This is a genomic window from Streptomyces sp. NPDC050617 (assembly GCF_040654795.1).
GTDB lineage: Bacteria > Actinomycetota > Actinomycetes > Streptomycetales > Streptomycetaceae > Streptomyces.
Window position 1 is genome coordinate 77,497 of the sequence record NZ_JBFAIS010000001.1, and the last position, 12,620, is coordinate 90,116.

General features: G+C 73.3%; 8 protein-coding genes and 1 riboswitch. Of the genes, 6 read left to right on the forward strand and 2 right to left on the reverse strand.

Annotated elements, in window-relative coordinates; all coding sequences use genetic code 11:
- Positions 1 to 53: 53 nt before the first annotated feature.
- Together AB0I49_RS00340 and AB0I49_RS00345 are read left to right on the forward strand one after the other, a co-directional pair.
- Positions 54 to 1,217, forward strand: coding sequence for a citrate synthase/methylcitrate synthase (locus tag AB0I49_RS00340; protein ID WP_363224466.1), 1,164 nt, complete (start codon positions 54 to 56; stop codon positions 1,215 to 1,217).
- A gap of 20 nt (positions 1,218 to 1,237) precedes the next feature.
- Positions 1,238 to 2,383: a GTP-binding protein gene (locus AB0I49_RS00345; protein ID WP_363224467.1), complete on the forward strand. Its 1,146-nt coding sequence runs from the start codon at positions 1,238 to 1,240 to the stop codon at positions 2,381 to 2,383.
- Positions 2,384 to 2,467: 84 nt separating this feature from the next.
- Here the strand turns inward: AB0I49_RS00345 and AB0I49_RS00350 are convergent, their stop codons facing one another.
- Positions 2,468 to 4,915 (reverse strand): DNA topoisomerase IV subunit A, encoded by a 2,448-nt coding sequence (locus AB0I49_RS00350; protein ID WP_363224468.1) that lies wholly within the window; start codon positions 4,913 to 4,915, stop codon positions 2,468 to 2,470.
- Positions 4,916 to 5,119: 204 nt separating this feature from the next.
- Here AB0I49_RS00350 and AB0I49_RS00355 point away from each other — a divergent pair, with 204 nt between their 5' ends.
- The 3 genes from AB0I49_RS00355 to AB0I49_RS00365 all read left to right on the forward strand — a co-directional run bounded on the left by AB0I49_RS00355 (position 5,120) and on the right by AB0I49_RS00365 (position 9,129).
- On the forward strand, positions 5,120 to 6,517 hold the full coding sequence (locus AB0I49_RS00355) for a pitrilysin family protein (RefSeq protein ID WP_363224469.1): 1,398 nt from the start codon (positions 5,120 to 5,122) through the stop codon (positions 6,515 to 6,517).
- A gap of 23 nt (positions 6,518 to 6,540) precedes the next feature.
- Positions 6,541 to 7,923 (forward strand): pitrilysin family protein, encoded by a 1,383-nt coding sequence (locus AB0I49_RS00360; RefSeq protein WP_363224944.1) that lies wholly within the window; start codon positions 6,541 to 6,543, stop codon positions 7,921 to 7,923.
- A 229-nt stretch (positions 7,924 to 8,152) separates the two neighbouring features.
- Positions 8,153 to 8,309, forward strand: a riboswitch (cyclic di-AMP (ydaO/yuaA leader).
- Between the two features lie 13 nt (positions 8,310 to 8,322).
- Entirely contained in the window at positions 8,323 to 9,129 is an 807-nt protein-coding gene (locus tag AB0I49_RS00365; protein ID WP_363224470.1) for a M23 family metallopeptidase, read from the forward strand.
- Positions 9,130 to 9,277: 148 nt separating this feature from the next.
- Here the strand turns inward: AB0I49_RS00365 and AB0I49_RS00370 are convergent, their stop codons facing one another.
- Entirely contained in the window at positions 9,278 to 9,559 is a 282-nt protein-coding gene (locus tag AB0I49_RS00370; protein ID WP_030884355.1) for an HPr family phosphocarrier protein, read from the reverse strand.
- 242 nt (positions 9,560 to 9,801) lie between these two features.
- Between AB0I49_RS00370 and AB0I49_RS00375 the strand changes: the two genes are divergently transcribed.
- A complete protein-coding gene (locus AB0I49_RS00375) occupies positions 9,802 to 12,615 on the forward strand; it encodes a GNAT family N-acetyltransferase (protein ID WP_363224471.1) in 2,814 nt (937 codons plus the stop codon).
- Positions 12,616 to 12,620: the final 5 nt, after the last annotated feature.

The window sequence follows — 12,620 nt, forward strand, 5'->3', positions numbered from 1 at the left end:
GTCAAGCATAGACAGTCAAATCAATGAGCGAAACAGACCGAGGGAGACCGAACATGCCGACCACCGCGGCGAACGCGCCGATCGACGTACCCCGCGGGCTCGCGGGCGTCGTCGTCACCGAGACGGCGCTGGGCGACGTCCGGGGGCGCGAGGGCTTCTACCACTACCGCCAGTACTCGGCCATCGAACTCGCCGAGAACCGCGGCTTCGAGGACGTCTGGCACCTGATGTGCCGTGGCTCCCTCCCCGACGCCGGGCAGCGCGCGGCCTTCGCCGCCGAGACCGCCGCCCTGCGCCACCTGCCCGCCGACGTCCGCGACGCCCTGCCCGCCATCGCCCGGTCCTGCGCGCTCACCGGCCCGCTCGCGGGGCTGCGCACCGCGCTCTCCCTGCTCGGCGCCTCCTCGGGCGGCCGCCCGCTGTACGACATCGACGCCGACCGCCGCCGGGCCGACGCCCTCGCCGCCTGCGCGGCCGTGCCCACCCTGCTCACCGCGCTGCACCGGCTGGGCCAGGGGCTCGCGCCCGTAGAACCGCGCGACGACCTGTCGTACGCGGCCAACTACCTCTACATGATGACCGGTTCGGAGCCGGAGCCGGAGCGCGCGCGGGCCATCGAGCAGTACCTCGTCTCCACCGTGGACCACGGCTTCAACGCCTCCACCTTCACCGCCCGCGTCATCGCCTCCACCGGCGCCGATCTCGCCGCCTGCCTCGTCGGAGCCGTCGGAGCGCTCTCCGGCCCGCTGCACGGCGGCGCGCCCAGCCGCGCCCTGGACACCCTCGACGCCATCGGCACCCCGGACCGCGTCGACCCCTGGATCCGCGAACGCGTCCTGGCGGGGGAGCGGATCATGGGCTTCGGGCACCCCGTCTACCGCACCGAGGACCCGCGCTCCCGCATGCTGCGCGGCGTCGCGGAGCGGTTCGGCGGCCCCCTGGTCGAGTTCGCCGTGCACGTCGAGCGGCGCGTCCTGGAGCTCCTCGCGGAGCTCAAGCCGGGCCGCGAGCTGCACACCAATGTGGAGTTCTACGCGGGCGTCGTCATGGAGCTGTGCGGGGTGCCGCGCGCGATGTTCACCCCGACGTTCGCGGCCGCCCGGGTCGTCGGCTGGAGCGCCAATATCCTGGAGCAGGCGGAGGACTCGAAGATCATCCGCCCGGCGGCCCGCTACGTCGGCCCGCCGCCGCCCCAGCCGGTGCCCGCCGTGCGCTGACGAACGATGGAGACGCCCCCTTGGCCAAGCGACAGATCCCGGTCATCGTGCTCGCGGGATTCCTGGGATCCGGCAAGACCACCCTGCTCAACCACCTGCTGAGCAGGGCCGGGGGCAGCCGGATCGGGGCGGTCGTCAACGACTTCGGGAGCGTCGAGATCGACGCGATGACCGTCGCCGGGCAGGTCGACTCGATGGTCTCGCTCGGCAACGGCTGTCTGTGCTGCGCCGTCGACACCAGCGAGCTGGACGACTACCTCGACCGGCTGGCCCGCCCGGCGGCGCGCATCGACGTCATCGTCATCGAGGCGAGCGGCCTCGCGGAGCCGCAGGAGCTCATCCGCATGATCCTGGCCAGCGAGAACCAGGACATCGTCTACGGCGGGCTCGTCGAGGTCGTCGACGCCGCCGAGTTCGCCCGTACCCGCGCGGCGCACCCCGAGCTCGACCGCCACCTCGGCCTCGCCGACCTCGTGGTTCTCAACAAGGCGGACCGCGTCGCGGACGCCGAGCGCGATGACCTGCTCGTCACGTTGGCCGGGCTCGCCCCCGGTACGCCCGTCATCCCGGCCTCGTACGGGCGCGTCGACCCGGAGCTGCTCTTCGACCGCCGCCCCCGCGACGACCGCGCGGAGGCGGTGCGGCAGCTCTCCTTCGAGGACCTGGTGGCCGGCGACGACCACGGGCACGAGGACCACAGCGGCCATCTGCACGCGGCGTACGACAGCCTCTCCTTCGTCGCCGAAGCCCCCATGAACCCGCGCCGCCTGATGGACTTCCTCGACAGCAGGCCGCCCGGCCTCTACCGCATCAAGGGCATCGTCCGCTTCGAAGTGCCCGGCAGCCGGCAGAAGTTCACCGTCCACGCGGTCGGCGACTTCCTGCGCTTCTACCCGTCCCCCTGGGCCCGCGGCGAGGAGCGGCTCACCCAGCTCGTACTGATCGGCTCCGGCATCGACACCGCGGCCCTCCGCGAGGAACTGGAAGCCTGCCAGGACACGGAGGCCGCCGCCCAGGCCGCGGGCGAGCAGACCATGTGGGGCGTACTGCGGTACGTACAGGACCCCGAGGAGCAGCACGACCCCGAGGCCCGCCACGATCCCGAGGGCCGCCACGACCCCGAGGTCCACGTCGATCCGGAGGAACGGGCGGACGCCTGGTCGTAGCGGGGCCGCCGTACGGTTCCGCGGCGGCGGCCGGGCCCCCTCACGGGGAACCCGGCCGCCGCCGCTGTCCGTCCGGCTCCGCGCCTACACCGGCCCGGCGACCACCGCGACCGGCTTCGGGATCGGGACGCCCGAACCGTCGCGGCGCGGGTCGATCTCCGGGAGCTCCACCGGGGCGCCGTTCGCGGCCGCGGCCCGCGCGGGGGTCGCGCCCGCCCAGGCGGTGACCAGGCAGTCCTCGCCCTTGAGGAACCGCTGGCAGCGGACCCCGCCCGTCGCCCGCCCCTTGCGCGGGTACTGGTCGAACGGCGTCAGCTTCGCGCTCTGCAAGGAGTCGTCCAGGGTGCCGTGCGAGCCCGCGACCGTGAAGACCACCGCGTCCGCGGCCGGGTCGATCGCGGTGAAGGAGATGACCTTCGCGCCCGCGCTCAGCTTGACGCCCGCCATGCCGCCCGCGGGCCGGCCCTGCGGCCGGACCTGGCCCGCCGGGTAGCGCAGCAGCTGGGCGTCGTCCGTGATGAAGACCAGGTCCTCCTCGCCGGTGCGCAGCTCCACCGCGCCGACGATCCGGTCGCCGTCCTTGAGGCCGATGACCTCCAACTCCTCCTTGTTCGCCGGATAGTCGGGGACCACGCGCTTGACCACGCCCTGCTCCGTGCCGATCGCGAGGCCCGGCGAGGACTCGTCCAGCGTGGTGAGGCAGACCAGCCGCTCGCCGTCGTCCAGGGACAGGAACTCGGAGACCGGCGCGCCGCCCGACAGGTTCGGCGCGGCGGCCGTGTCCGGGAGCTGCGGCAGATCGATCACGGGCAGCCGCAGCAGCCGGCCGGCCGAGGTCACCGCGCCCACGTCGGCCCGCGCCGTCGCCGGCACCGCCGAGACGATCACGTCGTGCTTGACGCGCTTGGCGTCCTCGTCGAACGACAGCCCGCCGTTGGCCGTACGGGCCAGGAGCCCCGTCGAGGAGAGCAGCACCCGGCACGGGTCGTCGGCGACCTCCAGCGGCACCGCCGCCACCGTCGCGCCCGCCGAGGCCAGCAGCACCGTGCGCCGGTCGGTGCCGAACTTCTTGGCGACGCCGGCCAGTTCCGAGGAGACCAGCTTGCGCAGCTCCGCGTCGGATTCGAGGATTCCGGTGAGCTCGTCGATCTCGCCGTTGAGCCGGTCGCGCTCCGACTCCAGCTCGACCCGGTCGAACTTCGTGAGCCGCCGCAGCGGGGTGTCCAGGATGTACTGCGTCTGGACCTCGGACAGCCCGAACCGCGCCATCAGGGCTTCCTTGGCCTTCGCCGCGTTCTCGCTGGACCGGATGAGGCGGATGACCTCGTCGATGTCGATGAGCGCGACGAGCAGCCCCTCGACCAGGTGCAGCCGGTTGCGCCGCTTGGTGCGTCGGAACTCGCTGCGCCGCCGGACCACCTCGAAGCGGTGGTCGACATAGACCTCCAGCAGCTCCTTGAGGCCCAGCGTCAGCGGCTGGCCGTCCACCAGCGCGACGTTGTTGATGCCGAAGGACTCCTCCATCGGCGTCAGTTTGTAGAGCTGCTCCAGGACGGCCTCCGGGTTGAAGCCGTTCTTGATCTCGATGACCAGCCGCAGGCCGTGCTCGCGGTCGGTGAGGTCCTTGACGTCCGCGATGCCCTGGAGCTTCTTCGCGCCGACCAGGTCCTTGATCTTGGAGATGACCTTCTCGGGGCCGACCGCGAACGGCAGCTCCGTGACGACGAGGCCCTTGCGGCGCGCCGTCACATTCTCCACGGTGACCGTGGCGCGGATCTTGAAGCTGCCGCGCCCCGTCTCGTACGCGTCCCGGACGCCGGACAGGCCCACGATCCGGCCGCCTGTCGGCAGGTCCGGCCCCGGCACGTACTTCATCAGGGTGTCGAGGTCGGCGTTCGGATGCTTGATCAGATGCCGGGCGGCGGCGATGACCTCGCCCAGATTGTGCGGCGGCATGTTCGTCGCCATGCCGACCGCGATCCCCGACGCGCCGTTGACGAGCAGGTTCGGGTAGGCGGCGGGGAGGGTGACCGGCTCCTGCTCGCTGCCGTCGTAGTTCGGCGCGAAGTCGACGGTGTCCTCGTCGATCGAGTCCGTCATCAGCGACGAGGCCGCCGCCATCTTCGCCTCGGTGTACCGCATGGCGGCCGGCGGGTCGTCGTTGCCGAGCGAGCCGAAGTTGCCGTGCCCGTCGACCAGCGGCACGCGCATCGAGAAGGGCTGCGCCATGCGCACGAGCGCGTCGTAGATCGAGGCGTCCCCGTGCGGGTGGAGCTTTCCCATCACCTCGCCGACGACGCGGGCGCACTTCACGTGCGCGCGCTCCGGGCGCAGGCCCATCTCGTTCATCTGGAAGAGGATGCGGCGGTGCACCGGCTTCAGCCCGTCGCGCGCGTCGGGCAGGGCGCGCGAGTAGATGACCGAGTAGGCGTACTCGAGGTAGGAGCCCTGCATCTCGTCGACGACGTCGATGTCGAGGATGCGCTCCTCGAAGTCGTCCGGCGGCGGGGTTTTCGTGCTGCGGCGGGCCATCGCGGCTGCGGCTCCTTCATGTACCGGTGCGGGGTGGTGACGCCGACCATTGTGGACCGCGCCACTGACAACGCCGACCGCGACCCGTCCGTAAGAGCGTTCCTCGCCGGGAACTTCGCCAGATGTCAGCGCGCTTGCATACAGTGACAGGACCGATTTGAACGCGGGACATCACGCGGGTCATCACGCAGCGAAGGGACGTACATGCCCATGGGTCACACGGCCACGCAACAGGCCGGTACCAGCGGCCTGACAGCGACCGAGCACCGCCTGGCCAATGGCCTGAGGGTGGTGCTCTCCGAGGACCACCTGACCCCGGTCGCCGCGGTCTGCCTCTGGTACGACGTCGGTTCCCGCCACGAGGTCAAGGGCCGTACGGGCCTGGCTCACCTCTTCGAGCACCTGATGTTCCAGGGCTCCGCGCAGGTCAAGGGGAACGGCCACTTCGAGCTGGTGCAGGGCGCCGGCGGCTCCCTGAACGGCACCACGAGCTTCGAGCGCACCAATTACTTCGAGACCATGCCGGCCCATCAGCTGGAGCTCGCGCTCTGGCTGGAGGCCGACCGGATGGGCTCGCTGCTCACCGCGCTCGACGAAGAGTCCATGGACAACCAGCGGGACGTCGTCAAGAACGAGCGCCGCCAGCGTTACGACAACGTGCCTTACGGCACGGCGTTCGAGAAGCTGACGGCCATGGTCTACCCCGACGGCCACCCCTACCACCACACGCCCATCGGCTCGATGGCCGACCTCGACGCGGCCTCCCTGGAGGACGCGCGGGCCTTCTTCCGCACGTACTACGCCCCCGGCAACGCGGTCCTCTCGGTCGTCGGCGACATCGACTCCGAGCAGACCCTCGCCTGGATCGAGAAGTACTTCGGCACCATCCCCTCGCACGACGGCAAGCAGCCGCCCCGCGACGGGACCCTGCCCGACACCATCGGCACGGAGCTGCGCCAGGTCGTCGAGGCCGAGGTGCCCGCCCGCGCCCTGATGTCCGCCTACCGCCTGCCGCACGACGGCACGCGCGAGGCGGACGCCGCCGACCTCGCCCTCACCGTCCTCGGCGGCGGCGAGTCCTCGCGGATCCACAACCGCCTGGTCCGCCGGGACCGCACCGCCGTCGCCGCCGGCTTCGGGATGCTGCGGCTGGCGGGCGCGCCCTCCCTCGGCTGGCTGGACGTCAAGACGTCCGGCGGGGTCGAGGTGCCGGCCATCGAGGCCGCGGTCGACGAGGAGCTGGCCCGGTTCGCCGCCGAGGGGCCGACCCCGGAGGAGATGGAGCGGGCCCAGGCCCAGCTGGAGCGCGAGTGGCTGGACCGGCTCGCCACGGTCGGCGGGCGCGCCGACGAACTGGCCCGGTTCGCCGTGCTGTTCGGCGACCCGCAGCTCGCGCTGTCCGCCGTGGGGCGCGTACTGGACGTCACCGCGGAGGAGGTGCGGGCCGTCGCCGCGGCCCGGCTGCACCCCGACAACCGCGCGGTGCTCGTCTACGAGCCGACCGAGCCGGCGGAGACCGAGCCGGCGGACGCCGGGCAGGCGGCCGACGGAGCCATCGAAGACATCGCGAAGAACGCCGAAGAGCAGGAGGCGGGCCAGTGAGCGACACCGTGGCCACCACCACCATGCAGTTCCACCCGCAGCCGCAGCCCGGCGCCCCCACCCCGTGGGCCTTCCCGGCCCCCGAGCGCGACCAGCTGCCCAACGGCCTCACGCTGCTGCACTGCCACCGCCCCGGCCAGCAGGTCGTCGCCGTGGAGGTCAACCTCGAAGCGCCGCTGGAGGCCGAGCCGGCCGGGCTGGACGGCGTCGCCACGATCATGGCGCGCGCCCTGTCCGAGGGCACCGACAAGCACTCCGCCGAGGAGTTCGCCGCCGAGCTGGAGCGCTGCGGCGCCACCCTCGACGCGCACGCCGACCACCCGGGCGTCCGGGTCTCGCTGGAGGTCCCGGCCTCCCGGCTGCCCAAGGCGCTGGCCCTGCTCGCCGACGCGCTGCGGGCGCCGGCCTTCGCGGACAGCGAGATCGAGCGGCTCGTGGGCAACCGCCTCGACGAGATCCCGCACGAGCTGGCCAACCCGGCCCGGCGGGCCGCCATGGCGCTGTCCAAGCAGCTCTTCCCCGCGGGCGCCCGCATGTCGCGGCCCCGCCAGGGCACCGAGGACACCGTCCGGAACATCGACGCCGCGGCCGTACGGGCTTTCTACGAGGCGCACGTACGGCCCGCCACCGCGACCGCCGTGGTCGTCGGCGACTTCACCGGCGTCGACCTGGCCGAGGCCCTCGCGGACACGCTCGGCACGTGGACCGGCGGCACCGCCGAGCCGTATCCGGTCACGCCCATCACCGCCGACGACACCGGCCGGGTGGTGATCGTGGACCGCCCCGGCGCCGTGCAGACCCAGCTGCTCATCGGCCGGATCGGCCCCGACCGGCACGACCGCGTCTGGCCCGCCCAGGTCCTCGGCGCGTACTGCCTCGGCGGCACCCTCACCTCGCGCCTGGACCGCGTCCTGCGCGAGGAGAAGGGCTACACCTACGGTGTCCGCTCCTACGCCCAGGTGCTGCGCTCCTCGGAGCCCACGGCCCTCCAGGGGTCCACGGGCGCCTCGCTGCTGGCCATCAGCGGCTCGGTGGACACCGAGTCCACCGGACCGGCGCTCGCGGACCTGTGGACCGTGCTGCGGACGCTGGCCGCCGAGGGGCTGACGGACGCCGAGCGCGACGTCGCCGTGCAGAACCTCGTGGGCGTCGCCCCGCTGAAGTACGAGACGGCCGCCGCCGTCGCCGGGACGCTCGCCGACCAGGTCGAGCAGCACCTCCCGGACGACTTCCAGGCCCAGCTGTACGCGCGCCTCGCGGAGACCGGCACGGTGGAGGCCACCGCGGCCGCCGTCAGCGCCTTCCCGGCCGACCGGCTCGTCACGGTCCTCGTCGGCGACGCCGCGGAGATCCAGGGGCCCGTCAAGGCGCTCGGCATCGGAGAGGTGACGGTCGTCTCCGGCTGACCGCCGGGAAAAAGGACCGCGATAACGGCAGGACCCCCATAACGGGGTGAGTGGGGCGCGAGGGACCTTTGGGGCCTTCGCGCCCCGCTGTATGTCCGGTTTATCGGAGAGGTTGCCTTTCTGCTGTGTGGCCTAGGGCACAAAATCGCGGTTCTGTTTGCCGATTGAAAGAAGCGCCGAATAAGTTCGTGGCGGTTGTCCGTCAGATGTGAGTCGCATCCGCGGCCCCGGGCAACCATCGCCGAGTCCCCGAGATGGCGTGAGCCAGGGGAGCCGGGGACCCACACGTCCCTGGGGTGAATCGGACCCCTTCCCGGAGGGGCCCGTAGGAGACCTTCCTGCTCCGAACCCGTCAGCTAACCCGGTAGGCGAGAAGGAAGGAAAGGATCAGCCGTACCTATGGCGTTCACCCGTGCCACCGGGAAGCACCGTCGTCCGAGCCGCGCCGTGCGCGTCGGCGCCAACGCGGCGGGGGTCGCGACCCTGGCCGCGACCGGCGTCGTCGCCGGCCTCGCCTCCCCGGCCCTCGCGTCCGGCGGCGACCGCGCCCCGCAGGTCGAGGACACCGGCCTCACCCAGGCCGTCGTCATGAGCAACGACGTCGCCGACAGCATCGGCGCCCAGGCCGACACCCAGCAGCACGCGGCCGAGGCGGCCGCCGCCAAGGCGAAGGCCGAAGCCGAGGCCAAGGCGAAGGCCGCCGAGGCCAAGAAGCGCGCCGAGGAGGCCAAGCGGAAGGCCGACGCGGAGCGCGCCGCCAAGGCGAAGGCCGCCCGAGACGAGGAGCGCAGGCGGCTCAACGCCTTCGTCCTGCCGGTCGACGGCTCGTACGTCTCCACCGGCTACAAGGCGTCCAGCGGACTGTGGTCCTCCGGCAGCCACACCGGCGTCGACTTCCACGCCGGCCAGGGCTCCTCCGTGCACGCCGTGGGCGCGGGCACCGTCGTGGAGGCCGGCTGGGGCGGCGCGTACGGCAACAACATCGTCATCAAGATGAACGACGGCACGTACACGCAGTACGGGCACCTCTCCTCCATCGGCGTCTCCGTCGGCCAGACGGTCACTCCGGGGCAGCAGATAGCCCTCTCGGGCGCCACCGGCAACGTCACCGGCCCGCACCTGCACTTCGAGGCCCGTACGTCCCCCGAGTACGGCTCCGACATCGACCCCGTCGCGTACCTGCGCGCGCACGGCGTCAGCCTCTGAACCTCGCACAGAAGGCCCCGGCCCTCCCGGCCGGGGCCTTCTGCGTGCGCGAGTGCCGCCTGTACGCACGCAAAAGCCGCGGCGACCGTGAGAACAGTCACCGCGGCCCGTCGCCGCGCGCGGCCGTGCCGCGCCGGTGGAAACCGAATCAGACGGTCTCCGGGAGCTCCTCGAGGCCCTCGGCGACCAGCTTCGCGAGGCGGTCGAGCGCGGCCTCGGCGTCGTCGGCCTCGGAGGCGAGGACGATCTCCTCGCCGCCCTGGGCGCCCAGGCCCAGCACCGCCAGCATGGAGGCGGCGTTGACCGGGTTGCCGTCGGCCTTGGCGATCGTCACGGGGACGCCCGAGGCGGTCGCGGCTCGGACGAAGATCGACGCGGGGCGGGCGTGCAGCCCCTCGGCCCAGCCGACGGTGACGCGGCGCTCAACCATGGTGTTGCCCTTCAAGTCGTCATTGGTTGTCTAGACCAGTCTCTCACGGTGCCGCCGTCGCTCCTGCGGAGACGTCCGGCGCCGCGCCGCCCCCTGCTCCCTCCTCCATTGTGCCGCCCCGCCCGCCGTCACCCGCCTCCACCTGCCGTGCTCCCGCGCCCGCCGCGCCCCTCCCCACCCTGCCCCGACCCTCCGGTGTCCGCGAGCCGAGCTCTGTCGGCGCCCGGTCGTACGCTGGCCCCATGCACACGCCGTCGGAGCACGCCGCGTACCCGACCCACTGGGAAGCCGATGTCGTGCTGCGCGACGGCGGCACGGCTCAGATCCGGCCCATCACCGAAGCCGACGCGCAGCGCCTGACCAGCTTCTACGAGCAGGTCTCGGACGAGTCGAAGTACTACCGCTTCTTCGCCCCCTATCCGCGCCTGTCCGACCGCGACGTCCACCGCTTCACCCACCACGACTACGTGGACCGGGTCGGCCTCGCCGCCACGGTCGGCGACGAGTTCATCGCCACCGTCCGCTACGACCGCATCGACGCGCGCGGCATGGCCGCCACCGCCCCCGCCGACGAGGCGGAGGTGGCGTTCCTCGTCCAGGACGCGCACCAGGGCCGCGGCGTCGCCTCCGCCCTCCTCGAACACATCGCGGCCGTCGCCCGCGAGCGCTCGATCCGCCGGTTCGCCGCCGAGGTGCTGCCCGCCAACACCAAAATGATCAAGGTCTTCACGGACGCCGGGTACACCCAGAAGCGCTCCTTCGAGGACGGCGTCGTCCGCCTCGAATTCGACCTGGAACCCACCGACCAGTCCCTCGCCGTCCAGCGGGCCCGCGAGCAGCGCGCCGAGGCCCGCTCCGTGCAGCGGCTGCTCGCCCCCGGCTCCGTCGCCGTCGTCGGCACCGGCCGGGAGCCCGGCGGCGTGGGCCGCACCGCCCTGCGCAACGTCCTGGCGGGCGGCTTCACCGGCCGTACGTACGCGGTCAACCGGGCCTTCCCGGCAGGCGCCTCGCGGCTGCTCCCGGAGGACGTCCCCGCCTACCGCTCGGTCGGCGACATCGGGGAGACCGTCGACCTGGCGGTCGTCGCGGTCCCCGCCGACCAGGTGCCCGCAGCCGTCGCCGACTGCGGCGAGCACGGCGTGCAGGGCCTCGTCGTGCTCTCCGCCGGATACGCCGAGAGCGGCCCCGAGGGCCGCGACCGCCAGCGCGAACTGGTCCGCCAGGCCCGCTCGTACGGCATGCGCGTCATCGGCCCCAACGCGTTCGGCCTCATCAACACCGCCTCCGGCGTCCGGCTCAACGCCTCCCTCTCGCCCGAGCTGCCCGCCGCCGGACAGGTGGGGCTGTTCTCCCAGTCCGGCGCCATCGGCATCGCGCTGCTCTCGGGACTGCACCGCCGCGCGGCCTCGCTCGCGGGCGTCTCCACCTTCGTCTCGGCCGGCAACCGCGCCGACGTCTCCGGCAACGACTTCCTCCAGTACTGGCACGACGACCCGGAGACCGCCGTCGTCGTCATGTACCTCGAATCCATCGGCGACCCGCGCAAGTTCACCCGCCTCGCCAAGCGCACCGCCGCCGTCAAGCCGGTCGTCGTCGTCAAGGGCGCCCGGCACGGCGGCACCGCCCCCTCCGGCCACGCCGTGCCCACCACCCGCATCCCGGACGCCACCGTCTCCGACCTGTTCCGGCAGGCCGGGGTCATCCGCGTGGACACCGTCACCGAACTCGCCGACACCGGGCTGCTGCTGGCGGCCCAGCCGCTGCCCGGCGGCCCGCGCGTCGCCATCCTCGGCAATTCGGACTCCCTCGCCCTCCTCACCTACGACGCCTGCCTCACCGAGCGGCTCCGCCCGCTGCGGCCGCGCGACCTCACCACGTCCGCCGGGCCGGCCGACTTCCGCGCGGCGCTCGCCGACGCCCTCGCCGACGACCTCTGCGACGCGGTCGTCGTCACCGCCATCCCCTGGGTCGGCGACGCCTCGGCCGCGCAGCTCGCCCAGTCCCTGCGCGAGGCGGTGGCCGCCGCCCCGACAGCGAAGCCGGTGGCCGTCGTGCACCTCGAAATACCGGGCCTGGCCGAGGCGCTGGCCGCCCCGCGGGAGGACCCGGAAGCCGCGCCGGGCCCCGCCGCGGGCGGCATCCCCTCCTACCCCGCCGCCGAACGGGCCGTACGGGCGCTGGCCCAGGCCGCCCGGTACGCGCAGTGGCGCAAGGGGACCGCCACGCCCGGGCGGGTCCCGGAGTACGAGGACATCGACGAGGCCGGGGCCGCGGCCGACATCGACGTGCTGCTCGCCGCGCACGGCGAGGCCGCGTACGGGCGCGCCGCGCACGCGGGCGGCGACGCCCCGGCCGCACCCGCCCCCCGCTCCGTGCAGCTGTCCGCCGCGGACACCCAGCGGCTGCTGGCCCGGTACGGCATCCCCGTGCTGCCCGCGCTCCCCGCGCCCGGCCCCGACGAGGCCGTACGCGCAGCCGAGCGGCTCGGCTACCCCGTGGCCCTCAAGCCCACCGCGCCGCACCTGCGCCACCGCGCGGACCTCGGCGGGGTCCGCCTCGACCTCGGCGGCGAGCGCGAACTGCGCCGCGCCTACGCCGAGCTGACCGAGCTGCTCGGCAAGCCCGAGGAGCTGCGGCTCGTCGTGCAGTCGATGGCCCCGCGCGGCGTCGACACGGTCGTACGGGCCACCATCGACCCGGCCGTCGGCGCGGTGCTCTCCTTCGGGCTGGCCGGGGCGCCCTCCCTGCTGCTCGGCGACACCGCGCACCGGCTCGTACCGGCCACCGACCGGGACGCCGCCGAGCTGATCCGGTCCATCCGCACGGCCCCGCTCCTCTTCGGCTGGCGCGGCACCACCCCCGTGGACACCAAGGCGCTCGAAGAGCTCCTGCTGCGCGTCTCCCGCCTCGTCGACGACCACCCCGAGGTCGTCGCGGCCGACCTGGAGCCCGTGGTCGTCGCCCCGCACGGCCTCCAGGTCCTGGGCGCCGCCCTGCGCCTCGCGCCCCCGCCCGTCCGCACCGACCTGGGCCCCCGCCGACTGCCCGCCTACTGAGACCC